At 62.7% G+C, this 23,816-nt stretch carries 19 protein-coding genes; 7 read left to right on the forward strand and 12 right to left on the reverse strand.

All coding sequences use genetic code 11. The features are described 5' to 3' along the window. Positions 1–3: 3 nt before the first annotated feature. From MHY23_RS00485 to MHY23_RS00495, 3 genes are read right to left on the reverse strand one after another with little or no spacing between them, the layout of a single operon-like run. Positions 4–1,155, reverse strand: coding sequence for a metallophosphoesterase (locus MHY23_RS00485; RefSeq protein WP_181888211.1), 1,152 nt, complete (start codon positions 1,153–1,155; stop codon positions 4–6). A 57-nt stretch (positions 1,156–1,212) separates the two neighbouring features. Next, positions 1,213–2,034 (reverse strand): hypothetical protein, encoded by an 822-nt coding sequence (locus tag MHY23_RS00490; protein WP_181888210.1) that lies wholly within the window; start codon positions 2,032–2,034, stop codon positions 1,213–1,215. Continuing rightward, entirely contained in the window at positions 2,027–5,131 is a 3,105-nt protein-coding gene (locus MHY23_RS00495) for a DEAD/DEAH box helicase (RefSeq protein ID WP_239305957.1), read from the reverse strand. The genes MHY23_RS00490 and MHY23_RS00495 overlap by 8 nt, the downstream gene beginning before the upstream one ends. Positions 5,132–5,292: 161 nt before the next feature. Between MHY23_RS00495 and putP the strand changes: the two genes are divergently transcribed. Genes putP through MHY23_RS00510 form a run of 3 tightly spaced genes read left to right on the forward strand, consistent with a single transcriptional unit; the run spans position 5,293 to position 7,983 of the window. After that, positions 5,293–6,861, forward strand: coding sequence for a sodium/proline symporter PutP (gene putP, locus MHY23_RS00500; RefSeq protein WP_239305958.1), 1,569 nt, complete (start codon positions 5,293–5,295; stop codon positions 6,859–6,861). A gap of 6 nt (positions 6,862–6,867) precedes the next feature. After that, positions 6,868–7,467, forward strand: coding sequence for an HNH endonuclease family protein (locus MHY23_RS00505; RefSeq protein WP_181888207.1), 600 nt, complete (start codon positions 6,868–6,870; stop codon positions 7,465–7,467). A 33-nt stretch (positions 7,468–7,500) separates the two neighbouring features. Next, on the forward strand, positions 7,501–7,983 hold the full coding sequence (locus MHY23_RS00510; RefSeq protein WP_181888206.1) for a DUF2269 domain-containing protein: 483 nt from the start codon (positions 7,501–7,503) through the stop codon (positions 7,981–7,983). Positions 7,984–8,207: 224 nt separating this feature from the next. Here the strand turns inward: MHY23_RS00510 and MHY23_RS00515 are convergent, their stop codons facing one another. Both MHY23_RS00515 and MHY23_RS00520 read right to left on the reverse strand, forming a co-directional pair. Further along, positions 8,208–8,984 (reverse strand): S1 family peptidase, encoded by a 777-nt coding sequence (locus MHY23_RS00515; RefSeq protein ID WP_239305959.1) that lies wholly within the window; start codon positions 8,982–8,984, stop codon positions 8,208–8,210. A gap of 109 nt (positions 8,985–9,093) precedes the next feature. After that, complete coding sequence (locus MHY23_RS00520) at positions 9,094–11,175, reverse strand: DEAD/DEAH box helicase (protein WP_239305960.1); 2,082 nt, start codon at positions 11,173–11,175, stop codon at positions 9,094–9,096. 660 nt (positions 11,176–11,835) lie between these two features. Here MHY23_RS00520 and MHY23_RS00525 point away from each other — a divergent pair. The 3 genes from MHY23_RS00525 to MHY23_RS00535 all read left to right on the forward strand — a co-directional run bounded on the left by MHY23_RS00525 (position 11,836) and on the right by MHY23_RS00535 (position 14,311). Next, complete coding sequence (locus MHY23_RS00525; protein ID WP_239305961.1) at positions 11,836–13,239, forward strand: amino acid permease; 1,404 nt, start codon at positions 11,836–11,838, stop codon at positions 13,237–13,239. A gap of 101 nt (positions 13,240–13,340) precedes the next feature. Then, positions 13,341–14,009, forward strand: coding sequence for a hypothetical protein (locus tag MHY23_RS00530; protein ID WP_239305962.1), 669 nt, complete (start codon positions 13,341–13,343; stop codon positions 14,007–14,009). After that, positions 13,997–14,311, forward strand: coding sequence for a hypothetical protein (locus tag MHY23_RS00535; RefSeq protein WP_239305963.1), 315 nt, complete (start codon positions 13,997–13,999; stop codon positions 14,309–14,311). The genes MHY23_RS00530 and MHY23_RS00535 overlap by 13 nt, the downstream gene beginning before the upstream one ends. Here MHY23_RS00535 and hisD read toward each other — a convergent pair. After that, positions 14,296–15,609, reverse strand: a complete 1,314-nt coding sequence (gene hisD / locus MHY23_RS00540) for a histidinol dehydrogenase (RefSeq protein ID WP_239305964.1) — start codon at positions 15,607–15,609, stop codon at positions 14,296–14,298. The genes MHY23_RS00535 and hisD overlap by 16 nt on opposite strands. 124 nt (positions 15,610–15,733) lie before the next feature. On the opposite strand from hisD, the gene MHY23_RS00545 reads away from it, so the two are divergent. Continuing rightward, on the forward strand, positions 15,734–16,693 hold the full coding sequence (locus tag MHY23_RS00545; RefSeq protein ID WP_239305965.1) for an L-lactate dehydrogenase: 960 nt from the start codon (positions 15,734–15,736) through the stop codon (positions 16,691–16,693). A gap of 71 nt (positions 16,694–16,764) precedes the next feature. Here MHY23_RS00545 and MHY23_RS00550 read toward each other — a convergent pair whose 3' ends face one another. From MHY23_RS00550 to MHY23_RS00575, 6 genes are all read right to left on the reverse strand, one after another. Then, a complete protein-coding gene (locus MHY23_RS00550) occupies positions 16,765–18,237 on the reverse strand; it encodes an LlaJI family restriction endonuclease (protein WP_239305966.1) in 1,473 nt (490 codons plus the stop codon). Between the two features lie 3 nt (positions 18,238–18,240). After that, on the reverse strand, positions 18,241–20,070 hold the full coding sequence (locus MHY23_RS00555; protein ID WP_239305967.1) for an McrB family protein: 1,830 nt from the start codon (positions 20,068–20,070) through the stop codon (positions 18,241–18,243). After that, positions 20,054–20,944, reverse strand: coding sequence for a DNA cytosine methyltransferase (locus MHY23_RS00560; RefSeq protein ID WP_239305968.1), 891 nt, complete (start codon positions 20,942–20,944; stop codon positions 20,054–20,056). The genes MHY23_RS00555 and MHY23_RS00560 overlap by 17 nt, the downstream gene beginning before the upstream one ends. Then, a complete protein-coding gene (locus MHY23_RS00565; RefSeq protein ID WP_239305969.1) occupies positions 20,941–21,879 on the reverse strand; it encodes a DNA (cytosine-5-)-methyltransferase in 939 nt (312 codons plus the stop codon). The genes MHY23_RS00560 and MHY23_RS00565 overlap by 4 nt, the downstream gene beginning before the upstream one ends. A gap of 93 nt (positions 21,880–21,972) precedes the next feature. Then, positions 21,973–23,127 carry an ATP-binding cassette domain-containing protein gene (locus tag MHY23_RS00570; RefSeq protein WP_239305970.1) on the reverse strand — a complete coding sequence of 385 codons (1,155 nt, stop codon included), beginning with the start codon at positions 23,125–23,127 and terminating at the stop codon, positions 21,973–21,975. Next, the gene (locus MHY23_RS00575) at positions 23,118–23,816 is read right to left on the reverse strand and encodes an energy-coupling factor transporter transmembrane component T (protein WP_239305971.1); all 699 of its coding nucleotides are present in this window, start codon (positions 23,814–23,816) and stop codon (positions 23,118–23,120) included. Before MHY23_RS00575 ends, MHY23_RS00570 begins: the two co-directional genes overlap by 10 nt.

Raw genomic sequence — 23,816 nt, forward strand, 5'->3', positions numbered from 1 at the left:
GGTCTAGCCCACCTCCTTGGACAGGCGGAACAGCAGGTTCACGGCGTCGCGGGCGGTGGCGTTGTCCTCGGCCGCCTGGCCGATCAGCTCCCGCATCGCGTCTTGGGCGAAGCCGGTTAAGGGCAGGTTTTCCATCTCTTCCTCGTCGGGCTCGAGGTGCAGGCTCATCAGCCGCTCGCGCGGGTAAAGCGCGGCGAAGACCGGCTCGAGCTCGGCGAGTTCGCGCTCGAGGGTGCGCGTGTCCTCTAGGCCTAGCGTGCCAGAAAGCGCGTACTTAATCACGGTGCGGTCTTTTTCCGGGTACGCCTTGAGGTCCTCGATCACCCCGGCCACGTCCTCGGCACCGGCGACCTCCCAGAAGCGGGCTTCGAACGTCCAAGCGCCGACCGAGACTTTCTCCACCGAGACGTCGGCGCGCCCGCCGCTTTTGTCCACGGTGACCACCAGCGCGTTGCCGGAATCCACCTCGCCGCCGGCAACACCAGGGGTGCGGTCGAAGTAGTCCGTGGTCTCCGGCGCACCGGAGTACCAGATCCGCTCCGAGGCGGTAAGTGCCGCGGTGGAGTGGGTGTCGCCCAGCGCGACGTAGTCGATCGTGCCCTGGTCGATGGCGGTGTCGAGCGAAGCAACGTCGATAAGCGAATGTGCCTCCTCTTCCCCGAAGCCCTCCACGGCGCCGTGGCCGACGAGGATGCGGACCGCCTCCGTCGGCTCTAGGTCGCGGATCGCCTTGGCGCACAGGTCCTCCGAGGCGTGCTTGGTTAGCAGCGGGGCGCCCACCACCTCGACACCCTCGCGCACGACCACCGGCTCCGAATCTGCGAGCACCGTGACGCCTTCGATCCCCTCGGTGCGCTGGAAGATGCTGTCCGCCACCAGCGGGTCGTGGTTGCCGGGCAACAGATAGACCGGCACGGGGAGCTTGCGCAGCGCCTCGAGCGCGCGGCCGAGTGTGGTCGGCTCGAGCGAGTTGTGCTCAAACACGTCGCCGGCCACGACGATGAACTCGGCGCCGCGGTCCTGGGCGATCTCCCCCAAGCGGGTGACGGCGCGGAGGCGTGCGTCGTCGAAACGCGACTGCGCTTCGAGCGACAAGAATTTTCGGCGCATGCCTAACTGCAGGTCGGAGGTGTGGATGAAGGTGGTGTGCGTCATGTCTTATACACCTACCACCGCGCCCGACACGCCAGCACAGACATTCGAACACATGAGCTAACGGGTGAGTTCGTCGTAGAGATCTTCGATGTCCGCCACGGCGCGCAACTGGTCGATGTTGGTGAACGACACGGTCTGCATCGCGCGGTGGAGCAGGTCGATGTCGGAGTCCTCGATCATCGGCGCCACCTTCGGACGCGGCAGCTCTGGAAGCTCCCGGCCGGACCAGAAGTACTCCGAGCCGGGCTCGGCGTTTTCCCTGGCCAGGTCATCCGCCTGGTTGCGCTTCCGGTTTTCCAGCTCCTCCAGGCGCAGCCCGCGCATGGTGAAGATGACGCTCGGGTCCTTATCTATCAGCTCCGCGGTGCGCTGCGCCACGGCGACGGCGTGCTTGCACACGGCCGCGCCGTCCGGGCAGTCGCAGTGGAAGGTGACCTCCTGCGGAGTTCTGCACAGCAGAATCTCCAAGACATCCTCCGCGAGCGTGCCAGCCTTCGCCGCGGCGATGGACCCTGGCGCCCGCACGATCGCGCTGGTGGCCTCGCGGATCTCCTCGGCGTGGCGCCGCGGCAAGTACATAGCCACCCGGAACGGGTCATTCTGGCTGCCCACCACCGCCGCGCGCACACCGTGGGACACCGCCTGCAGCTCCACCACATGCCCGCGGGCGGCGTACTCCGCACCACGTTTCGCCCGGCCCACGTCGGTCTGGCGCACCGCGGCGTTGTAAATGGTCATCGCCGCAGGCGACAGCGACCGCGGACGGAACGTGCCGACGTCCGTGCCGCCAGTTTCCGCCGCGCTGGACACACGTTTGCGCGCGCCGAAGTTGGCGTAGATGACGTTGTTATCCTGCGGGCGCTTCTTCTTCTCAGTCATTTTGCCCCCTGTAACTGATCAATTGGGCGAGCTCCTCGGTTCCCAGCTCGGTGATCCAGCCCTCGCCCTGGCCCACCACGGCGCCGGCGAGCTGGGTCTTGCCGTCCAGAATGTCCTGGATGGATTCCTCCATCGTGCCGCGGGTGATGATCTTGTACACCGTGACGTTCTTCTCCTGCCCGATGCGGAACGCGCGGTCCGTGGCCTGGTTTTCCACCGCCGGGTTCCACCAGCGGTCCAAGTGGATGACCATGGACGCCGCCGTCAGGTTCAAGCCGGTGCCACCGGCTTTCAGGCTGAGGATCATCGCGCGCGGCCCGTCCGGCTGCTGGAAACGCTCCACCATCGCGTCGCGCGCGGATTTGCCCACGCCGCCGTGGAGGAACGGCACGTCCTCGCCGAGGCGCTCGGACAGGTAGGGCTTCAAAAAGTCGCCGAACGCCTTGTACTGGGTGAAAATCAGCACACGCTGGTCGGACGCGGCGGCTTCTTCCAGAAGCTCCATGAGTTTTTCCACCTTGCCGGAGCGGTGGCGGCCTTTGTCGGTGACCGCGGAGCCATCGCCAAGAAAGTGCGCCGGGTGGTTGCACACCTGCTTGATGCGGGTAATCGTGGCCAGCACGAGCCCCTTTCGCGCAATCCCCTTGCGCTCGTCCAGTTCCGCCTGCGTGCTGTCCACCAGCGCCTTGTACAGCGCGGCCTGCTCCGGGGTCATGTCCACGGCGATGACGTGCTCGGCCTTGTCCGGCAGGTCCGAGATGATCGCCGTGTCCGTTTTCAGGCGGCGCAGGATAAACGGCGCGGTGAGGCGCTGCAGCCGCTCGCCCATCTCGTCCGCAAGCTCCGGGTCCCTGCGCGACTCGATGGCTTTGGCGAAGTGGTTGCGGAAGAAACTCTGCGAGCCCAGCATGCCCGGATTCACAAAATCCAGGATGCTGCGCAGCTCAGAAAGCTTATTTTCAATCGGCGTGCCGGTCAGCGCGATGCGGTGTCGTGCGGGAATTGCGCGAACGCTTTTCGACGACTGCGTGCCCGCGTTCTTGATCGCCTGCGCCTCATCCAACACCACGTGATCCCACTGCACCGACGCCAAATCCTTGGCGTCGCGCGCGGCGGTGCCGTAGGAGGTGATGACGATGTCGGAGTCTTCGGCGGCTGCGAACAGGTCGTCGCCCTTGAGCCTGCCCGCGCCGTGGTGCACGCGCACGCGCATATCCGGCACGAAGCGGGCGGCCTCGCGCGCCCAGTTGTTCACCACCGACGTCGGCGCCACGATCAGCGACGGGCCGCACCTCGTGCCCTTCGCCTTTTCCACCGCGAGCAGGGTGAGCAGCTGCAGGGTCTTGCCCAGCCCCATGTCGTCCGCAAGCACCGCGCCCAAGTTGTTGCGGGACATGAAGTACAGCCAGTCCACGCCGCGGCGCTGGTACTCGCGCAGCTCGGCGGTGACGGTGTCCGGGATGTCCACCCGCTCCGGCGCCGGGCGGTCCGTGCCGCCGACCAGGGAGGTGAACCAGGGCGAGCCGGTGAACTCGATCGGGCTGTCCGTGCCCGACTCCAACGCGAGTTGGCGCAGCTCCGCGGCAGACACCACGCCCTCGCCCTCGGCGGCCTTCAGACGCTCGTACTCCGCCTGCGCCTCCTCGGCGAGGCGCTGCAGCTCCTCGGCGTCCTCTGAGCCGGCGGCCTGCGCGATGCGGGCGCGCTTGATGGCGCTCTCCGCCTCCAGCATCGCGTTTTTCAGCGACGTGTCACGCAGCTTCTCCAGGTATTTCGCCGTCTTGGCCACCTCGCGGCTATCCGCCAGCACCCACTCGCCGCGCAGCTTGATCAGGCCGGACTTGGACTTGACCAGCTCCGCCATCTCTTCGTCCGAAAGCTCCACGCCGCCGACGGACAGCCGCCAGTCGTACTTGACCAGGGCGTCAAAGCCCATCATGGTCACGGTGGAGGAATCGTGCGGGTCCTGGTGCTCGCTGACCTTGAGCTTCGACGCCGTCTCCGCCGTCGCCCACGCACGCGGCAGCAGCACCACAAAGCCGTGGGCCCGCAGGGTCGCGGCGCTTTCGCGGACGAACTTCACAATTTCGTCGCCGTTCAAGTACAGGTCCCAGTCGCCCGCGTTGGGGTCGAAGCCCTGGTCCACGGTGGAGCGGAACCGGCCGTGCTGTGCCGGATCCGCCAGCGAGGTCACCGCGATTGCCCGGTCGAGCTGGCCGCGCAGGACGTCGGCCGTCTTCGAGTCGTAATCCCCCAGCCGCACCGGCCGCGGCGAATCCGCGCTGGAACGTACCTGCACCCGCACCGGCCACAGCGTGTCCGGGCCCGACTCCTCGGCCCCGTCTGGCGACTCCACAATGAACACCAGCTGCATGTTCACCGCCGTGATCGTGCCGTTCCAATCCCCCATCTGGCGGGCCAGCACCGCCCCGCCGCGGCGCAGCGGGATGCTGTAGAGCAGCGACTTCACAAAATCGTGCCATGGGTACGGCCTCGTCGCCGCCTTCTCCACCGCGCCCTGCAGGCGTTCCGTGGCGATCCAGTGCGTGAGCATCTGCGCGCAGTCCTCGCTCAGGTTCGCGTTGTTCACTGTGAGCACACCCGGCGAGGCGGCGATCATCTCCGCCAGCCAGCTGCGCTCCTCCAGTCCGGTGCCCAACTGCCACTGCGCGTACCACAGCCCGTCGTGGTACGGCACGTTGATGCTCACGCGCCCCGCGCGCACGAACTGGGTCAGACCCCGATACATGCGCAGGATCCAGTACATGTCCGGCGCGACCGCCTCGCGCTGCGCGGGCGTTGCCGCCGGCGAATCCCCGTCCAGGTGCGCCAGGTTGTCCAAAAAGCGCACCGCATCCTCGGGCGCGAACTGCGCCAACGGCGCCCGCAAGCTGACGTGCCGGCCCTTCGGGGTTTGCAGGATCAGGGTATGGAAGTGGCGGAACCTTTGGTCGTCCAAAAGCGAATGCACGATCGGCGGAAACGTGCCGGGCGGCACGTCATCCATGGTCACAATGCGGTGTCCCTGTACGCGCTCAACCCACACCGAAAGCCCGGACTCGGGGAGCCACAGGCCATGGAGAAGGTATTCAGGCATACCCACCCTTATACCACCGACGCCGACATCGCCCCCGCCGAGCGTTCGAACAAAATCTTTCAGCCCACACTCAGCCGATTCTGCAAATCAATACAGCGCGACGGAAGGATGCGTTACAGTGTGGCGAAACTTACACCGACCACCGACGTAAGGGAGTGCACATGTCTGACAGTTTCTGGCTCGTGCTGGCCATCGTCCTGTATTTCGGGCTGATGGTCGCCATCGGGTTCTATTCCTGGCGCAAAACGGAGAAGTACGACGACTACGTCCTCGGCGACCGCGGCCTCGGCCCACTGGTCGCCGGCATCTCCGCGGGCGCATCGGACATGTCGGGCTGGCTGCTCATGGGTCTGCCCGGCGCCCTATTCGTCGCGGGCATGAGCGAGCTGTGGATTGTCATCGGCCTGTTCATCGGCACCTGGGCCAACTGGAAGTGGATCGCACCAAGGCTGCGCGCCTACACCGAAGTAGCTAAGAACTCGATCACGCTGCCCAGCTTCTTTGAAAACCGCACGCACGACACCTCGCGCGTGCTGCGCTTCACCTCCGCCGTGATCATCATCTTCTTTTTCACTTTCTACGTCTCCTCCGGCATGGTCTCCGGCGGCCGCTACTACGAATCCACCTTCGGCGGCGAATACATCCACGGCGTGCTCATCGTCGGCTCCATCACGGTGCTCTACACCTTCATCGGCGGCTTCCTCGCCGTGAGCTACACCGACGTTGTGCAGGGCGGCCTGATGTTCCTCGCCCTGATCACCGTGCCGGTCATGGCGCTGATGTCCCTGGACAACCCGTCCGACATCTTCAGCTGGGCCACCTCAAACCCGTACGGCCCCTGGGAGCACGGCAACCCGGACTACTTCAACATGGTCGCCGGCGTGTCCGCCGCCACCATCATCGGCAACATCGCATGGGGCCTGGGCTACTTCGGCCAGCCGCACATCATCACCCGCTTCATGGCGCTGCGCTCCCCGTCTGAGGCGAAGGCGGCCCGCCGCACCGGCACCATCTGGGTGGCCATCTGCTACCTCGGCGGCATCTTCACCGCCCTGGTGGCAACCGTCTACTTCGGCCAGAAGTCCGCGTCCGTGACCGACCAGTCCGGCTACGAGACCGTCTTTTTGGACCTGGCCCGCATCATGTTCCACCCGCTGATCGCCGGCATCGTGCTCACCGCCGTACTCGCCGCGATCATGTCCACCATGTCTTCTCAGCTGCTGGTCACCTCGTCCGCGCTCATCGAGGACATCTACCGCATCTTCAAGAAGAACCCGAACAACACCACCCTGCTCGTGCTCTCCCGCGCCATGGTCATCGGCATTGCCCTGATTGGCATGCTGCTGGCTCTGAACCCGTCCGACACCATCCTCGGCCTGGTCGGCTTCGCGTGGGCCGGCTTCGGCGCCGCGTTCGGGCCGGTGGTTGTGGCGTCGCTGTACTGGAAGCGCCTCACCTCCCAGGGCGCGATCGCCGGCATGATCGTCGGCGCCGTCACCTCGTTTGTCTGGGGTTCCGTGGACGCGCTGTCCGGCATGATCTACGAGATCGTCCCGGGCGTCATCCTGGCTACTCTGGCCATGGTCGTCGTCTCCCTGGCCACCCGCCCGAAGGAGGGTGTGGAAGAGGAGTTCGACACCGCCGCGGCCGCCACCGACTATGCGCTCGCCCACCCCGACGAGGACTTCGCCGCAGCGCTGCGGAACCGCGGAGGCTCCACCGCAGTCTAAGAAGGTATGCGCCTATACCTTCGTATTCTCTCCGCCCTCACTGTGCTGGTGGTGCCGTTCCCCACGGGGCGATTGCCTATCGACGTCCCAACGGTGCCCCACCGCACCACCATCCTCGGCTACGACAGAGCCGAGTTCGGCCCCGGCTGGGCCGCCGGCACCGGCGGGTGCGACACCCGCGCCGCGGTGATGGCCGCCGCCTTTGACGCGGACTGCGCCCAGCCCTGGCCGCAGTGGGGCAATCCCCGAGTTGTAGACCCCTACACCGGGGATTTTCTTCTGCCCCACGACGTGGAGATCGACCACGTCCTGCCCGTCTCCGCCGCCTGGGACTTAGGCGCCCACCGGTGGGACGCCGCCACCCGCGAGCGCTTCTACAACGACCCGCGCAATTTGGTCGCCGTGTCCTCCGCCGCCAACCAGGCCAAAGGCGACAAACTCCCGTCCGAATGGATGCCCACGGATAGGCGCGCGCGGTGTGCGTATGGGCGCCGGCTCGTGGACGTCGCAAAGCACTATGCCCTTCCTTTGCCCCGGGCAGACCTGCGGGCGGTGCGGCGCGCGTGCTCCGGGGTCGCCGGGCTGCTGGCGCGCGGCGAGCTGTGAGGATTTTCCCACCATGCCGTAAGGTGTGGGCACATGACTACATTCCTCATCTTCCTGCACGTGGTCGCGGCCATCCTGCTGCTCGGCCCCGTTGTCGTGTCTACCTCGATGTTCCCGCGCCAGGTCGCAGAATCCCGCGCCGGCGGCGAGGAGGCCACCGGCCGTGCATCGGTGCTCTACCGCATCACCAAGACCTACGGCATGCTCTCCCTGCTCGTCCCGCTACTCGGCGGCGCCGTGCTCGCCTCCGACTGGGAGACCTACAAGGCCAACTACTGGTTCCACACCGCCATCGTGCTCTCCGTGATCGCCTGGGCGATCCTGCTGGGCATGGTCATCCCGCAGCAGCGCAAGATGATGGGCACCCTCGGCGCGCTGCCGGCCGCTGACGCAGACCCGGCCGACCAGACCACCAACTTTGAGAAGTCCAAGGCAAAGGCAACCGCCGGCGCCGGCATCTTCAACCTGCTGTGGATGCTCACCCTGATCCTGATGTTCCTGCCGACCCCGGCGTAAGGAACGCGCGGGCGTTTCCGCTTGAGACAGGCCCAGCTATTCCCGATTCTTCGGCGAATGGCTGGGCCTTGTTGGTAGGGCCAGTTTCGCCCCGGTTGCCGGAGCTCGAGACGCCTCCCCCGCGCACAGACCCTGGGAGGCAAACCCTGGCAATGGCCAAAATCGGCGCGATCCCAGGCTTTGCCTCCCAGGGTCTGTGCGTATGAGTCGTTCTGCCCGGCCCCCTACGAGTACCGCAGCGCAGACGGCCCGCCGAGGCCCAGGCCGGCGAAGACGCGGAAGATTGCGTCCACCGCCTTGCGCAGCACCTCCGCCACAGGCCCGGTCAGCCCGCCGAACAGCACGTTCTGCCCCCACACGCCGACGAGGCGAGCTTCGGGGACGGCGGGGCCATCGTGGGGCACGATGCCGATGACGTAGTCGCCGCCGCGCAAAAACGGCAACGGGTTGGAGGTCCACATGCTGGAGACCACGCCGACAAAGCCGCGCCCGGGCACCCACATGGGCCCGCCGGAGTCGCCGGGGTGGCTCAGCGGCGCCGCGACGAAGAAGGTGCCGTCGGCGGAGCCGGAGAAGCGCCCGCAAGTTTGCGCGCCGCGGGTGCGGGAGAAGTAGCAGATCGTCTCGCCGAGGCGCACGTCATTTGGGTGGACCCACGCGTCGCCGGAAAAGCGGTTGCCGCCGACTGCCACGCCTGCGTCCCATTGGATGGCGGCCCAGTCGTTGCTCAGGTGGCCGTCGTAGGCCTTGGAACGGAATAGCGTCCCGGTGGCGCCGCCGGCGTTGACCCGCGCGCCTTCGGCTCCGCAGTGCGCGGCGACGAGGCTGCGGTGGCGCGCGGGATCATTGAAGCCGATGGTGCAGGTGCCGGTGCCGTCGATGCGCACGGGCGCGCCTTGCTCCACACGCACCTGGGCCTCGGCGGGCACGGACTGCATCCCCAGCGCCACGGCCGCTGCTAGGAGAGCTCGGGAAATTCGGCGCGTGCGCTGGGAAGACATGCGCATTAACCTAGCACCCTTGCCTATCGACGCCCTCCAGTCCCCCACCCAAACCCAAAGCAGCCGGCACGCTGCTTTTGAGCTGTGCCGGCTGCTTCAATATTGGGGATTAATCCCAGCGGTCGCGCCTGTCGTCGCGGCCGCGGCCACGGCCTCCGCGGTAGCCTCCGCGTCCACCGCGATCGCCCCTGTCGCCACGGTCGTCGCGGCCGCGTCCGCCGCGGTAGCCCCCGCGTCCGCCGCGGCCTCGGCCGCCGCGATCGCGCGGGGGTGCGCCGTGGTCGCGCTGGATGTTGATCAGCTGGCCGGAGATGCGGGTGTCCTCCAGGCGGTCCAGCACAGCTTGGTCCAGGTTCTTCGGCAGCTCCACCAGGGTGAAGTCGCCGCCGATGGTGATGCGGCCGAAGTCCTTAGAGCTCAGCCCGCCCTCGTTGGCCAGGGCGCCGACGATGGCACCCGGGCGGACGTGCTGGCGCTTGCCCACGTCCAGGCGGTAGGTGTCGAAGTTGCCGCTGTCGTCGAAGCGGCGGCCGCGGCCCCTGTCGCCACGGTTGTCGCGGTCGAAGCGGTCGCGTCCGCGCCCGCGGCGATCGTCGCGGTCGAAGCGGTCACGGTCGCGGCGGTCGCGCTTGTCGCGCGGCGGCTCCTTCATCAGGAACTCGTCGCCAGCCAGGGCCTGGGTGGCCAGGGCGGCGGCGATGTCGTCCATAGGCACGTTGTTCGCCGCGGAGTACTCGCGGACCATGGTCTTGAAGATCTGCAGGTCGGTGGCCTCGAGCGACTCGGTGATGGAGTCCATGAACTTGGCCTTGCGCGACTCGTTGACCTCGTCCACGGTGGGCAGGTCCATCTCTTCGATGGTCGCGTTAGTCACGCGCTCGATGGAGCGCAGCATGCGGCGCTCGCGCGGGGTGACAAACAGGATCGCCTCGCCGGTTCGCCCCGCGCGGCCGGTGCGGCCGATGCGGTGGACGTAGGACTCCGTGTCGTTGGGGATGTCGTAGTTGAGCACGTGCGAGATGCGCTCGACGTCCAGGCCGCGGGCGGCGACGTCGGTGGCCACGAGGATGTCCAGGCGGCCGTCGCGAAGCTGGTCCACGGTGCGCTCGCGCTGCTGCTGGGCGATGTCGCCGTTGATGGCGGCGGCGGAGAACCCGCGGGCGCGCAGCTTCTCGGCCAACTCCTCGGTCTCGTTCTTGGTGCGCACGAACACGATCATTGCCTCGAACTCGGTCACCTCGAGGATGCGGGTGATCGCGTCGAGCTTGTTGCGGTGCGCGGTGAACAGGTAGCGCTGGGTGATGTTGGTGTTGGTGCGCGTCTCCGACTTGACGGTGACCTCTTCCGGGGCGTTGAGGTAGTCGCGGGAGATGCGGCGGATCGCGTTCGGCATCGTCGCCGAGAACAGCGCCACCTGCTTGGAATCCGGGGTGTCCTCCAGGATGCGCTCGACGTCTTCCTGGAAGCCCATGTTGAGCATCTCATCGGCCTCGTCCAGCACCAGGAAGCTCAGGTTGGAGATGTCCAGCGAGCCCTTCTCCAGGTGGTCGATCACTCGCCCCGGGGTGCCCACGATGACCTGGGCGCCGCGGCGCAGCCCGGACAGCTGGATGCCGTAGGCCTGGCCGCCGTAGATCGGCAGGATGCTCACGCCGTCGATGTGGTCGGCGAAGCTCTGGAAGGAGTCGGACACCTGCAGCGCCAGCTCACGCGTCGGCGCGAGCACGAGGGCCTGCGGGTAGCGCTTCTCCGGGTCGATCTGGGACAGCACCGGCAGCGCGAACGCCGCGGTCTTGCCGGTGCCGGTCTGTGCGAGGCCGACCACGTCGCGGCCGTCCATGAGCAGCGGAATGGTCTGCGCCTGAATCGGCGAGGGCTGCTCGAAGCCGACGCGCTTGACCGCCTCGATGACCTCGTCGGGCAGGCCGAGCTTCTCAAAGCCGTTTTCGGGCTTCTCGGGCTCGGCGGCGGGTTCGGCCGAAGGTTCGTCGTTAAGCTTCAGCACATCATTGTCGTTTTCAATGGCCACGGTGTCCGTGGCGCCGGTCTCCTCAGAAACCCCCGCATCCCTGGTGTCCTCTACTACGGCCTCAACGATTTCGGCCGCGACATCCTGCGGGTCTTTCTGGTTTTCCGACACATTCATATCCGGCTCGTTCTCGCCGCCGGTGGCGTTTTCGGAAATGCTCATCGCTGGCCCAGCGTACGCCATTGTGCGCCCCGGTAACTATTCCTGGATTTTCTCGGCGGGCGAAGTCACACACCTCCCGCTAGAGTTCGTGGTGCAGGTCACATTTCCTATCGACGCCACCCCTGCCCCACACCTCGAAGGAGCCCCGACGATGGACCCCGGCGCGGGCGGCAACGAGTGCTCCGGACAGTAGGCGCGTGGGAGCCGTTAGAGGATCACGACCACCTCAGACCTAGCTCTTCGAGCATTGTGGCAAATAGTTTCCACAATCCGCTGCGAAGGCACCACCCGCCGTGCTACGGTCGTCGGCATGATCAACAGCACCGCATTTGCGACCTCGGCCACGGCCGAGCGTTCTGCGTTGCTGAATACCCAGCCGGCCCGCCTGCATCATCATCTGTAGCGCGGTGCCGGCCGACTCCAGCCCCCTGCGCTAACAGCCTCTGCTGCTCAACGCGCAGGGGGTTTCTTGTTAGCACGGGCAACGCTTCAAGGCTTATGTCGTTCGCGCCGCGCCCCCGGATCCGTCCGCGAAGCATTGCACTTTGCCTATCGATGGCCAACCGGGACGCCGCCGCCCAGCTTCGGGCACACCTCAATCCCATTCCCTGCGCCTCCGATTCGCGCATTGCTTCCCGAAAGAGCACAGTTATGTCTGTTATGACTGCACCATCTGAATCCGCTAACAAGCCCAAACCGAAGCGCAAGGGCCTTTCCGCCCGCCACATCCACTTCATCGCGCTCGGTTCCGCCATCGGCACCGGCCTGTTCTACGGCTCCGCCGGTGCGATCCAGGCCGCCGGCCCGTCCGTGCTGCTAGTGTACCTGCTCGGCGGCGCGGTGGTGTACTTCATGCTCCGCGCGCTCGGCGAGATGAGCGTGCGCAACCCGGTCCGCGGCTCGTTTGCCGTGTACTGCCGCAAGTACCTCGGCGGCTGGGGCGGCTACATCACCGGCTGGATGTTCGCCTTCGAGATGATGATCGTGTGTCTGGCGGACCTGACGGCCATCACGATCTATATGAAGTTCTGGTTCCCCACCACGCCCGCGTGGGTGTGGATCACAGTCACGCTGCTGATCATTAGCGCGGCGAACCTGGCGGCGGTCCGGCTCTTCGGTGAGCTTGAGTTCCTGCTCACGCTGATCAAGGTTGGCGCCGTGGTGGCGATGATCGTCGGTGGTGCCGCAATCCTCGCCTTCAACCTCGGCTCGCAGCCCGAGACGATGGGCGTGAGCAACCTCTGGAGCGACGGCGGCTTCTTCGCTAACGGCATCTCCGGCATGGCGGCGTCCTTCATCCTCGTGCTGTTCGCGTTCGGCGGCACCGAGATCATCGGCGTTGCCGGCACTGAGGCCGAGGACCCGGACCGTTCCATCCCCAAGGCGGTTAACACCGTCCCGGCGCGCATCCTGATCTTCTACGTGCTGTCCATCCTGATCATCTTGATGATCAACCCGTGGCGCACCATCAACGGCGAGGACTCCCCCTTCGTTCAAATCTTCGACACGCTCGGCGTCAGCTGGGCGGCCGCACTGCTCAACGTTGTCGTGCTGAGCGCTTCCCTGTCTGCGATCAACGCTGACCTGTTCGGCACCGGCCGCGTCCTCGCGGGGCTGGCCAAGGAGAAGTTGGCACCGCGGGCGATGGCGAAGACCTACCGCGACGTGCCGGTGATGACCGTAGTCATGCTGATCATCGCCCTCGTCGTCGGCGTCTTCCTGAACCAGCGCTACCCCGACATCTTCGAAACTGTCGCGGCGCTGGCTACCTTCGCCACCATCTTCGTGTGGCTGATGATCCTGCTCGCGCACATTGCTTCCCGACGCAACATCTCCCCCGCCGAAGAGCAAGACCTGAAGTTCCCAGTGCCGTTCTGGCCGTACGGGCAATGGTTCGCGGTCGCGTTCATCCTGTTCACCTTCGGCACGATGGTGTGGATGGAGGAGTTCCACACCGCGCTCATTGTCGGCGTCGCGTTCCTGATCCTGATGACGATCCTTTACCTCGTCACCGGCCGCCCGCAGGCAATCGCGGAAGATGAGGTCGAGTACGAGGCGAAATAGCCCCGCAAACGAATGGACCCAACGCTGCTCTCCCAGCGCTGGGTTTTCTTACGCATGGACGGGTGGTTGAGCTGCGACAACACTGAATCTATTCTCAAAGCATGAACGACATGCAAAAGCTGTATGAATCTGCAGCCAAACTGCAGGAGGTAGCGCCTGACGCAGTACTCGTAGGCGGGAGCGCAGCTGCGTTCTATGCGCACCACCGCATGTCGTTCGACCACGACCACGTCATTGAGCATCTCCAGAGCCGCTACGATGCAGTTCTAGAAGCTGTCGTGGGTTTGGACGGGTGGTCGACAAATCCCCGCGCGTCCCGTCCGCCGATGACCATCATGGGATCTCTAGACGGTTATCAGGCTGGTTTGCGCAACTTGCGCCGCAAGACCCCTCTGGAGGTGGAGACAGTCGAACTGCCTAACGGCTCTCAGCTTCAGATCCCTACGATTGCCGAGGTTCTTCGTACCAAGGCATTCTTGATCGTCCAGCGGAACCAGGTTCGTGACTACCTCGATGTCGCAGCGGTAGGTTCAACACTTGGTATTTCCACCGCGTGCGAGGTTTTGAAAGAGATTGACTCGTTCTACAGCGAGTTCACCAACACGGACGGTTCGGTTCTATCGGAGCTGGTTTACATGCTTTCGGCTCCTAACCCTGCTGACAGTCACAATAAGGATTCCCTTGGTAGCTACAAGGGCGTCGTGTCCGGGTGGGATTCATGGTCAAAGGTTGAATCGGTGTGTAAGGAAATTGCAGCATGCCTAACGTGATCAGTGAGGCTATGTTCCGCAACGTAGCGGCCTCGCCGTCGGACCCTATAGCGTCTTGGCCGTATGAGGTCTACGCTGCCACGCTCCAGTACGGCGACATTTTCGACTGGAGGGTGTTCGCAAAAGAGATTCGCGAGCAACCCTGGGGAAACGTTGCAGAGACGATGGAGCAAGTAGTCCGCGAGCTACCCAATTTGGATGCTGCTCAGCTGTTCTTCCTCATTCTGGGTCAAGCTCGCGGAGACGAGCAGATTTTTGAGAAGTCCCTTCCTGGCCGAGACAACAATTACGAGCCCTGGTAGTCCTCCCGCCTCGCTCGGATGGCCTCGCCGTGTGCCGGGAGGCGCTCGGCGTCGGCGAGGGTGATCACGGCATCCGTCACCTCGGCCAGCGCGCCCGCGGAGTACTCGACCACGTTGACGGGTTTGAGGAAGGTGTGGGTGCTCAACCCCGCCGCGAAGCGGGCCGTGCCGGATGTGGGCAGCACGTGGTTGGATCCCGCGGAATAGTCTCCGAGCGGCACCGGCGCGTGCTGCCCGACGAAGATCGCGCCGGCGTTGGTGATCTGCGCGGCTACGTCACCGGCGTTGCCGGTGTGGATCTCTAAGTGCTCAGGTGCGTAGGCGTTGGTGACGGTGACGGCGGACCGGAGGTCGTCGACAAGCAAGATGCCCGATTGTGGGCCCTCGAGTGCAGCGCGCACGCGCTCGGCGTTGAGCGTGACCTGGTAGCGCTCGGCAATCTCGCGGTTGACCGCCTCGGCAAGCGCAGGCGAATCGGTGACCAGGATCGACGCGGCGTGCTCGTCGTGCTCGGCCTGGGAGATCAGATCGTAGGCCAGATATACCGGGTTGGCCGTCTCGTCGGCGATGATCGCGATCTCGCTGGGGCCCGCCTCCGCGTCAATGCCCACCACCCCGTTGACCACACGCTTCGCGGCGGCGACGAAGACATTGCCGGGACCGGTGACCATGTCCACCGGCTCCAGGTCCTCGTCGCCGTAGGCCAGCAGCGCGACGGCTTGGGCGCCACCAGCCGCCCACACCTCATCGATCCCAACCAGAGCGCACGCCGCGAGGATCGTCGGGTGCGGCCAGCCGCCGAAGTCTGCCTGCGGCGGCGAGCACACCACCATCGAACCCACGCCAGCCTCCTGGGCGGGAATCGCGTTCATGAGCACACTCGACGGATACACGGCCTTGCCGCCGGGGACGTACAGGCCCACACGCTGCACCGGGCGGAACACCTCGGCCACCGTGGCACCCGGCGCGAGCTCGGTGGTGTGCCCAGCGGGTTTCTGATCGGCGTGCACGGCGCGGATGCGTGCGATTGAGGTCTCCAACGCCGAGCGCACGTCCGCGTCGAGACCGTCCACGGCCTCCGCGATGACCTCAGCAGGCACACGGATCGAAGCCGGGCGCACGCCGTCGAAGCGCTCCCCGTACTCCTGCGCCGCCTGCGCACCGCGCTCACGCACCGCCTCCACAATCGGAGCCACTTGAGGCACCACCGAGTTCACGTCCGCACCCGCGCGAGGAAGCACCTTCCGCAGTTCGCGCACCGTCAACGCACGGCCCCTGAGATCTGTCACCGACAGCATGTCGCTCCCCTTCTCTTCCCTTCGAAGTCTTCTCTGCATGGTATCCGCCCAGCGCTCGCGCCGAGGCCGTTTTCCGTCCAACCCCACTGCACGCGATCGCCCGGTTTCTGACACACTTGGTCGCATGACCGTGACTCATGGCAACAAGATCGTCCTTATCGGCGCCGGCGCTGTCGGCACCGCCTTCGCATACGCAATTGTCAACCAGGGCCTGGCAGACCACCTGGCCATCATCGACCTCAACGAGGACCTCGTCTGGGCCCAGGTTGAGGACTTAAACCACGCCGTTCCGTTCTCCGGCCACCACATGGACGTCACGGTAGGCACCTACGAGGACTGCCGCGACGCCGCACTCGTGGTCAACTGCGCCGGCGTGGCGCAGCGCGACGGCGAAACCCGCATCGACCTGATCGCCCGCAACGCCGCCATCTTCGAGTCCATCAACAAGGAAGTCATGGCTAACGGCTTCAACGGCATCTACGTCGTGGCCACCAACCCAGTGGACGTGCTCACCTACATCACCTGGAAGCAGACCGGCCTGCCGTCGAACCAGGTCATCGGCTCCGGCACCGTGCTGGACACCGCCCGCTGGCGCCACAACCTGGGCCTGCACTTCGACATCGCCCCGTCCGCGGTGCACGCCCACATCATCGGCGAGCACGGCGACACCGAGCTGCCCGTGTTGTCCTCCGGCTCCGTCGGCGGTGTGCCGCTGAGCGCCTTGCTGGAGACCGAGGCGGAGACCAACCCGGACATCTACACCCAGATCGACGAGATGTTCGTCCGCACCCGCGACGCCGCCTACGACATCATCAAACGCAAGGGCAACACCGCTTTCGGCATCGGCAACGCACTCGCCCGCATCACGCGTGCGATCCTGCGCAACGAGGACGTGGTCCTGCCCGTCTCCGCACTCCTGCAGGGCGAGTACGGGCTCGACGACCTCTACCTCGGCACCCCCACCGTCCTCAACCGCAGCGGCGTACGCAACGTCGTGGAACTGCGCCTCGACTCCGACGAGCTGGAGAAGTTCCGCCACTCCGCCACCACACTTCGCGACGTCATCGACCGCGCCGAGTTCTAGGAGCCTTTTGCTTATCGACGGCAGCTCCACCCTTGCCCGTTTAGTATGGCTACATGCTGAAGGCAATCTTCCTACTGATCACTTGAGGCTACGAGATCAAGCATTGTGCGCAAATTGCCATCTGCGTCAGCAGGCTCGAAAATCGACCGTAAAACCTTTTCAGCCGGAAGCGACCAGACTGATATTTCATTGGTCGCAGGCGGTTCTAAAACCTCTGTGACAACTGGAAACTTGACCGTTCCTAGTATTTCGACTTGGGCTGACGGGCTCGGCAGAAGGAATGCATTCACCATATTGTCAACGCCGTCGTTCTCGACAAGGGCACGAAAAGCCGTGCGGTACAAAAATTGTTTGGTTACCGACTCAAGTTCTGGTTCGCCACTGATGGTTGGCATGCCATTTTGTCCGACTTCTGCTGTCACCTGGTAATACTTCGCGTCCAAAATGGCAAATGTCCACGTCTGGCATACTCCATCTTTAGACGGTATTAAACGAATTAAGTCCGGACGTAACCTCCTATTTGTAGAAAAAGTTTGCCCCTGTAACTCCCAAGTAGGCGTTGGAATTAGTGAATCGATGGAGGCCTTTGGATCAAAGTCTGTCCCAGTAGAGAGCGGGAATTTTAGGCTCTGCAGTGAAGCCTTCAAATCGTTTCCAAGAAAGGCACTACATGCCTCCTCCCAGAACACATGAAAAGCTCTAGTTCCAAAGACTACGAGGGATTCCATAGCAACCCCGCTGTAGTCCTCGCTGAGAAGCGCCCTCATACAATCAAGCACCTGCCGCTTCCAGTGCAGGTTTTGTTCAATCGCTTCCCGATCAATGTGGTGGATCAAGGTAGTCGTATCCCCTAGTTCTTCCAGCGGCGTTCCTGCTAGTGGGGGTAGTTCCAAACCTAAGAGAAAATCAAGTCCGCTCCGTTCCAGAAACTGCCCGCTCGCAGTAAGTAATCCAGCATGTATCTGCCTCACTAAACTAGCGGTATCTGCAACCTGCTTACGCGTGTACGTATTGGTGTAATAGAAACTCGCTCCCTTTACGAATGAAGGGCCCAGAGCGAAAGTCCGCGGCCAGTCAATGTCCCCAGAACCGTTAATCTCGTAGGTGGACTCTTCCGCACCGTAGAGTCCATACTCCTCAAAGAGCTGTACCAGTCTGAGGAAGAACGTGCCACTGCTGGAAAGCAGGTTATCTTCTACGAATAACTCCCGAGCCTCCTCTTCGATCAAGGTGCTTGATTCAAGCGAATCAATCGCCCGCATAACGGTCTGAAAATGGTCTAGATCAGGTTCTTCAGCATCCATATATTTGGGATATACCCAGACCGAAAGCTGTCGGTAGCAAACAACCCCCACGAACGTCCACTGGTAAACGCGCTCACCTTGTCGAGTTTTATCAGCTGCTACTGGTTTGACGATCCCCATCTCCAGAGATTGCTTTAGAAACTCCGATACGAAATCCGTACCCAGGCGGGCGGACTCCACAAAGGATTCCTCTGTAAAAACATCAAGCTCGAGAAAGCTGATAAATTTCTGCTCAAGCAATTCTTACAGTCCATCGGGGTCAGAGTTCGGACGGTCAGCGAATTCGGGGATTTTCGCCTGACGTTGGAGCGTTCCAATGTTTTGAAAAACCTGTTCACCTAGCTCATCGAAACTTTCGCAAAGTGCCTCGTAGCTCGTGCCAACTTCACTTCGAAATACGGCTTTGCGCTTCAACTTTGCGGCATCTTCGTACAGGTACAGGAGCACCTTTTCCTTGAAGATACGAGTGAAATCCGGACTAACCAGATCCGATGGCTTCAGAAAAAATGGACCCAGCAAACGATCATCATTGACTCCCGCAGAACGCAATGCCCCATTTATCTCTTTCCGAAGATCATTCCAATTAACCCATCCGGTTTGCCCTAATGGAACCGCATAGCTCGAAATCTCGGCGGAGCCCTCGTTAAGCCCCACGTATCGGAAGTCCCAACGTCTCCTAAACGCAGTGTCAACTGGAAACACCCCTTGGTCGGCACTATTCATCGTGCACCACAGATACAAGTTCGGGGGAAGCTTCAACTCCAACGCACGCGGGTGAGATTCTGCCCCTGCTACGAGGTGGTTGAAATTTTGCTCTAACTCAGTTCGTAGTTCGCGAGACGTACTTACTCCGTACTCACTCTCGCCGTCTGAATTCCTATCCAGTAGCTGAAACAACTCACCGAAAACTGCTGCGGGGTTTGCTCGGTTGATCTCCTCGATCACCAAAACGAAATTCTTTTCAGGATTCGAAACTGCATCCACGTAAGCTTCGAGGAAAGGACCGAAGACATATAGGTACGCTATCTCCCCTGAGTCATTGGGGTCCGAAACCGGTTTAAACGATCCAACGAACTGCGAGTAAGTGTATTCCGGATGGAAAGTAATCCGGCGTCGCTCCTCTGGAGCGAAGTGCGCTTCTACTAGTTGATTCAACCGGTAGGATTTCCCAGTTCCTGGCGCCCCAAAGAAAATTAAGTTTCGACTCTCTCCAATATCTTTGGGTATTCCGAGCTTACTGGGCTGCCGGTCAATCTCTCCTGCCGGAGCATCATATTTTCCGATCATGAAGGGCAACGGATCCGAGTAGCCGTCGTATTCCGCTGGGTATGTGCTCGCTAGATACTGCATTAAGCTATCTCGGTACTTCGAGAACACTTGGTATTCGAAGTTTGCTTCCCCTCGGTAAAAAGCCTGAAAGAGTTCAACCGCCTCCCTAGCGGTACCGCGCTCAATCGAATCAAGATCGAACTCAAGGAAGTCACGAATTCTTGTTTGAAAATCAACGTTCCAGAACCGGAGCGGTGTGTCCTCGCCATCCAGCGCTGCACTCGAAGCAAATACAAGATCACGAGGAACCAGCATCGGAGTTCTAGTTTCCGAGCCCTCAACCTCCAGCCACATTGATTGCAACCAGTAATTACGACTGGTAAGAGGAGAGGCGGCAGGCGCAGCAATCCTACCCACCGTCGTTGTGGGGGGTAGGCAGAGCGCAGCATCGATCACGAGACTTGGTCGGATTCGATTTTCAATTACGAACTTCATGGAATTAGACCCAGCACCCCGGGGTTTGATTTCATATTCAGCCTCCGGATCATCCAGATCGATGCTCGCTGGGAAGCCAAATCGGTCCCGGAAGCCAATCCGCAATTTCGCTCGCTTATTATTCAGTTCAGAAGCTGTTTGCGGCCTACCTTCCTCATCGAAAAAGACCCCACCGAGAAATGCTTGGCCGCCTCCACTATTCCTGTTGTAGTGAAAGTGAAAGTCATCCTCCGATTGCGCGTATGTCTCTGGAGCCTGGATCAGGCGAAAGTAACTTGAACCCGGCTGGTTTTTAGCTTGGAAGTCCATACTCGCTAATCCTAGAGGCCAAATGGAATGCCAGCTTGGGGGGAACTGCATTTCCAATCGCTAGCTCGACGTTTGTTTTGGCTCCAGGCAGCTTGAAATGATCAGGAAAGGTCTGGATCAGAGCTCGCTCTCGGGTAGTCAAAGCCCTGACTCCATCTTCGATCCTCGCTGCGTCACCACGATGCGCAACATAGTTCTTTGGAATCGGGCGATTGATTCCTCGTATGGTTGCGGCAGGCTCATCGATCGAAAAAACCGCTCGGCGCTTATAGCTCCTTGGGTGCATATAATAAAAGTCTGTCTGTAAACGATCCCCCAGGTAATCCCTTACAGTCATAGGCACTTCATCTCGCCCCTCAAGTAGTTTTTCGTCGAAAAACCCATCGCGTTCTCCGAGTTTGCCTACAAGAAAATATCGCTTCCGTGCCTGCGGCGCTCCGAAATAGCTTGCATCTAGCACTGTTTCACTTAAGCCGTAACCCGCTTCCGACAAAACAGTTTTCATCCTGGACAGCGATTCGAATCGGGTCACATTGTAAACATTCTCAAAGACGACCCAGGAAGGTCTCACCTGCGCCACCAGGCGACCAAATTGAACTGTCAGGTTTGCCCTCTCACCCTGATGCCTCTTACCAGAAATTGAAAAGTCTTGGCAAGGAGGGCCACCGATGATCGCATCAGCCTCGAATTGCATAAGAGTCTTGGCCGCTACCGCGTCCGCAAGATCAAGATCGTAGATTGGGTGATTGAAATTCGCTGCATATATTTCCAACGCCGGTTTCCAGTGATCAAACCCGGCGACAACCTCGTGTCCGGCGTCTTGGAAACCCTGTGTCATACCGCCACAGCCAGCGAACAAGTCAATAACTTTCACTTACCCTCCTCCAGGTAAGTCTTCAATGCTTTGGCGACATGCCGGGCCATGTTTACCGGCACCGCATTGCCAATCATTTGGTTCAAATCAGATTTGCCACCAAAAAAATCAAAGCCCTCGGGAAAAGTCTGCACCATACTTCTTTCTTTAATCGTGAGCGGGCGAGTTTCATTCACTGGCGCAGAGTCGCGAGGGTTTCCTTTATAACCAGGAGGAATAGGACGCTCCACGCCTCGAATCGTCATTGACGGCTCATCGATACTAAACACCGCACGTCTGCTGTAGTTGGTAGGCACCCGGAAATAGTGCTCAATCGCTAAAGAGTCCCCGAAATAGTCGCGCATCGTCATCGGTTTTTCGGCCAGCCCGTCAACTAAGCCTCGATCCAGGAACCCGTCTGCCTCACCAAGGCAGCCGACAACAAAAGTGCGCTTTCGCCACTGAGGTACACCGCAAAACGCGGCATCGAGTGTTTGAATACTCAGCCCATAGCCAGCGTTTCTGAGCGTTTCAACCGATCGCTGCCAGATCTGCGATTTCTGACTGTTGGCTACGTTTTCCATCACCACGAACCTTGGCCTGAGCGCCGTCACAATCTCGCTAAAAGCTAAGGAAAGCGCGGCTCGGCCACGCCCTTCATCCTGTCTACCCGCCGTCGAATAGTCCTGGCAGGGAGGACCGCCGATAATTACGTCGGGTGCAAACGGCACGATACGTTCAATTGATCTATCGATTTCGGAAAGATCCATTTTGAACGCAGGATGGTCAAAATTTCGCCGATAAACTTCTACAGCAGGCCCCCAATTATCGAATGCAGCCTGAATCTTGAATCCTTCTTCTAGAAACCCCAGGGACATTCCTCCACATCCGGAGAACAAATCCACAACTTTTAGACCTAAGGGTTGTCCACTGCCCATACCGCGTCCCTCTTCCACACCAATCTTCTAAATCGTATTGAGGATGACTCTAAGCTCTCTAATCGATATGACCTAAGCGAAATCGCACACTTGTTTCAACCTGGGTCAATCTCAGGTATTCCGACAATGCGAAGAACCGATTGTCGCGTACTCCCCCACCTCCGCGGCGAATGAGGTGTCGTGGCAGGTGAAGATCACGGCCTGGCCGGAGCGAAGTCCCTCGGCGATGAGGGCGTGGGCGCGGTCACGGGAGGGGGCGTCGAGGCCGACGTCGGGTTCGTCGAGAAGCACGAGCGGGCGGTTCTGGGCGAAGACCTGGGCGAGCTGAGTCAGGCGAAGGTGCGCGGCCGGGAGGTCCAGGGGGTGGGTTTCCGGGTCGAGTCCGAGTGCGGCGACGGCGTCCGGGTCGCCGACGAACTCCCCCACCGTGGATTCGGCGAGTTGGTCGGCGGCGCGCTGCAGCGCGAGGGAGACGCCGAGAGCAAGCCCCGGGTTGCCGTCTAGGCCGGCCATCGCGCGTAGCAGTGTGGTCTTGCCAGCACCGTTGTCGCCGCGCAGCCACACGGCCTGGCCGGGGCGCACGGTCAGGTGGATCGGACCGACGGTGAACTCCGGGTCCTCGTTTGCGCGGAACTGCCACCACCTGCGGGGTTTTCCGCCGCGGGTGGCGGTGATCGCGCCGAGGTCGATCGGTTCGCCTGTGGGCTCCACGCGTGGAGGCAGGCTGGTTTCGTGGGTGGGAGGGGGTGAGGGAGACAGGATGCCGTCGATAAGCGAAAGCTTTGCTGCGTTGAGGCGGGGGCGGTTGCCGAGGACCACGATGCGCGACGGCAAGGCTTCGAGTAGGCGGATGATGTGGGTGGCGGAGGTGGGGTCGAGGCCGGCGAAGGGGTCGTCGAGAAGCAGGATGGCCGGCTCCAGGACCGCGACGGCCGCGATGGCCAGGCGGCGTGTTTGGCCGCCGGAGAGTTGTGCGGGGTGGCGCTCGGCGAGTTCTGTGAGTCCCGCGGCGCTGAGGATGCGCTCGCAGCGACGCTGCATCTCCGGGGTGGGTGTGCCGCGCTGCTCGAGGCCGAGCGCGACCTCCTCGATGACCGTGTCACGCAGGTAGGACACGTGCGCGGTGGCGTCCTGCTGGACCACGGCGACGCCTGCCCACTCGTTGTGCGCCTGGGCGGCGAGGGTGGTCAGGCCCGCGCCAGAGTTGCCGATGACCTCGACGGTGCGGTGCTGGTTAAGTGCTTGCTTGAGCGGGGTTAGATCCATAGGACCACCGCCACGCAGGTAAGCGGGACGAGGATGCGGGCGGCGCGCTGGGCCGGGCTGTCGTGGACCGGGCGCAGGACGGTGCGGGGGCCGGTGAGGTCGTAGCCTGCGGTTTCCAGCGCCTGGCCGCGGGCGCCGGCCTGGGTGAGCAGCTCCGTGAGCACGGGCATGATCAGGTGCGGGACGACCGTTTTGGTTGTGATTGGGCGCTTCTTGAGACGGTTGGCGTCGCGGGTGATGCGCGCGCGGTTGGCACCCTGGGGGCCGAGCTGCAGCGTGGTGCCGGCGATGTAGCCGATGCGGTTGCCTCCCCTGGTGTTCTGCAGGGCCTTGGCCAGATCCGGGGTGCGCGTCCAGGCCACGGCGGCGAGCAGGCACGCGACGAGCGCGGTGAAGCGGGCGGTGAGGTGGGCGGCGTCCGCGAGCCCGTCGGAGGTGAGCAGTGGGGCGATGCGGTGCTCGCCGTAGGGCGCGTGGATGAGCACCATCGACGCGGCAACGGGCGCGGCGAGGATTGCGGTGGCCGCCACGACGGACGGGTTGCGGGTACGCCACGTGCCAGCAGCGAGGGCCGCGGCGATGATGGCGAGCGAGGCCTGCGGAGTGTTCAGCCCCAGCGCGAGAATCCAGCCGGACGCGCCGATGACCAGGGCGGTCAGCGGGTTCAGGCGGGTCTGGGGCTGGGGCAT

The organism is Corynebacterium sp. ACRQP (assembly GCF_022345915.1).
GTDB classification, from domain to species: Bacteria; Actinomycetota; Actinomycetes; order Mycobacteriales; family Mycobacteriaceae; genus Corynebacterium; species Corynebacterium lehmanniae.

Excerpts from the sequence above, each read along its gene's own strand:
- MHY23_RS00545 (WP_239305965.1), top strand. The coding sequence starts at position 15,734 with ATGACCGTGACTCATGGCAACAAGATCGTCCTTATCGGCGCCGGCGCT.
- MHY23_RS00515 (WP_239305959.1), bottom strand. The coding sequence starts at position 8,984 with ATGTCTTCCCAGCGCACGCGCCGAATTTCCCGAGCTCTCCTAGCAGCG.
- MHY23_RS00510 (WP_181888206.1), top strand. The coding sequence starts at position 7,501 with ATGACTACATTCCTCATCTTCCTGCACGTGGTCGCGGCCATCCTGCTG.
- putP (WP_239305958.1), top strand. The coding sequence starts at position 5,293 with ATGTCTGACAGTTTCTGGCTCGTGCTGGCCATCGTCCTGTATTTCGGG.
- hisD (WP_239305964.1), bottom strand. The coding sequence starts at position 15,609 with ATGCTGTCGGTGACAGATCTCAGGGGCCGTGCGTTGACGGTGCGCGAA.
- MHY23_RS00485 (WP_181888211.1), bottom strand. The coding sequence starts at position 1,155 with ATGACGCACACCACCTTCATCCACACCTCCGACCTGCAGTTAGGCATG.
- MHY23_RS00520 (WP_239305960.1), bottom strand. The coding sequence starts at position 11,175 with ATGAGCATTTCCGAAAACGCCACCGGCGGCGAGAACGAGCCGGATATG.
- MHY23_RS00530 (WP_239305962.1), top strand. The coding sequence starts at position 13,341 with ATGAACGACATGCAAAAGCTGTATGAATCTGCAGCCAAACTGCAGGAG.
- MHY23_RS00495 (WP_239305957.1), bottom strand. The coding sequence starts at position 5,131 with ATGCCTGAATACCTTCTCCATGGCCTGTGGCTCCCCGAGTCCGGGCTT.
- MHY23_RS00575 (WP_239305971.1), bottom strand. The coding sequence starts at position 23,816 with ATGCCCCAGCCCCAGACCCGCCTGAACCCGCTGACCGCCCTGGTCATC.
- MHY23_RS00535 (WP_239305963.1), top strand. The coding sequence starts at position 13,997 with ATGCCTAACGTGATCAGTGAGGCTATGTTCCGCAACGTAGCGGCCTCG.
- MHY23_RS00555 (WP_239305967.1), bottom strand. The coding sequence starts at position 20,070 with ATGGACTTCCAAGCTAAAAACCAGCCGGGTTCAAGTTACTTTCGCCTG.
- MHY23_RS00505 (WP_181888207.1), top strand. The coding sequence starts at position 6,868 with ATGCGCCTATACCTTCGTATTCTCTCCGCCCTCACTGTGCTGGTGGTG.
- MHY23_RS00525 (WP_239305961.1), top strand. The coding sequence starts at position 11,836 with ATGACTGCACCATCTGAATCCGCTAACAAGCCCAAACCGAAGCGCAAG.
- MHY23_RS00490 (WP_181888210.1), bottom strand. The coding sequence starts at position 2,034 with ATGACTGAGAAGAAGAAGCGCCCGCAGGATAACAACGTCATCTACGCC.
- MHY23_RS00570 (WP_239305970.1), bottom strand. The coding sequence starts at position 23,127 with ATGGATCTAACCCCGCTCAAGCAAGCACTTAACCAGCACCGCACCGTC.